Genomic DNA, 1,412 nt, shown 5'->3' with positions numbered 1-1,412 from the left:
GTCGAACGATCACCGCCGGACCGCAGTCCTGTGCCCGCCCCGTACCCGCTACCGGCCCGGGCCCGGGGCCCCGCCCGGTGCCCGATCTTGCGCTCCGTCGTCGGGCCCCTGTCATACACAGATACCCTTGACAGGTGACCGACGCCCAAGAGACCGCAGCAGAAGCAGACCTGCGAACCACCGGGGGCGGCCCCCCGGACGACGTCGAACCGGCGCCGATCCCGCTGTTGGAGCCACGCGAGGGCATTCCGCCCGTCGTGGCGACGCAGGAGGCCCTCGACGAAGTGATCGCGGCATTCGCCGCCGGAACCGGCCCCGTGGCCGTCGACGCCGAGCGCGCGTCCGGCTACCGGTACGGACAGAAGGCCTATCTCGTACAGCTGCGCCGTGAGGGCGCCGGCAGCGCGATGATCGACCCGGTCGGCTGCCCCGACCTCTCCGGCCTCGGCGAGGCGATCGCGGACGCGGAGTGGGTGCTGCACGCGGCCACCCAGGACCTCCCCTGTCTGCGTGAAATAGGCATGATCCCCACCCGGATCTTCGACACGGAGCTGGCCGGACGCCTCGCGGGCATCCCGCGCGTCGGCCTCGGCGCCATCGTCGAGAACCTCCTCGGGTACGCCCTGGAGAAGGGGCACTCCGCCGTCGACTGGTCCACCCGCCCGCTCCCCGAGCCCTGGCTGCGGTACGCGGCGCTCGACGTCGAGCTGCTCGTGGACCTGCGGGACGCGCTGGAGAAGGAGCTGGACCGGCAGGGCAAGCTCGACTGGGCGCTGCAGGAGTTCCGCGCGATCGCCGAGGCCCCGCCCGCGCCGCCGCGCAAGGACCCCTGGCGGCGTACGTCCGGGATGCACAAGGTGCGCGGCCGTCGCAGGCTCGCGGTCGTCCGGGAGCTGTGGACCGCCAGGGACGCCATCGCGCAGCGCCGCGACGTGTCGCCCGGCAAGGTCCTGAGCGACGCCGCCATCGTCGAGGCGTCCCTCGCGGTGCCGCTGAACGCGACCGTGCTGGCCGCGCTGCCCGGCTTCGGGCACCGGGTCGGGCGCCGTCAGCTGGAACAGTGGCAGGCGGCGATCGACCGGGCCAAGGCGCTGCCGGACATCGAGCTTCCGCAGCCCGGGCAGGCGGTCGCGGGCCCTCCGCCGCCCCGCTCCTGGGCCGACAAGGACCCGGCGGCGGCGGCCAGGCTGGCCGCAGCGCGGGCGGCCGTCTCGGCGAAGGCCGAGGAGATCAACATGCCGCAGGAGAACCTGATCACCCCGGACACGGTGCGGCGGGTGTGCTGGGAGCCGCCGAAGCCCGTGACCGCGGAGAAGGTGGCCGAGACGCTGGCCGCGTACGGAGCGAGGCAGTGGCAGCGCGAGCTGGTCACCCCGCTGCTGGTGAAGGCGCTGGCGGCGCAGGCCCTGGAC

At 74.1% G+C, this 1,412-nt stretch carries 1 protein-coding gene; it reads left to right on the top strand.

Going from position 1 to position 1,412, the window contains the following annotated elements:
* Positions 1-134: 134 nt before the first annotated feature.
* The coding region (locus ACWGIG_RS38905; RefSeq protein WP_453326442.1) for an HRDC domain-containing protein at positions 135-1,412 on the top strand (1,278 nt) is incomplete at its 3' end.

It is taken from the genome of Streptomyces sp. NPDC054863, assembly GCF_053610825.1.
Note: the sequence above shows the minus strand (reverse complement) of the source record. Positions and strands in the feature narration are given on the sequence as shown.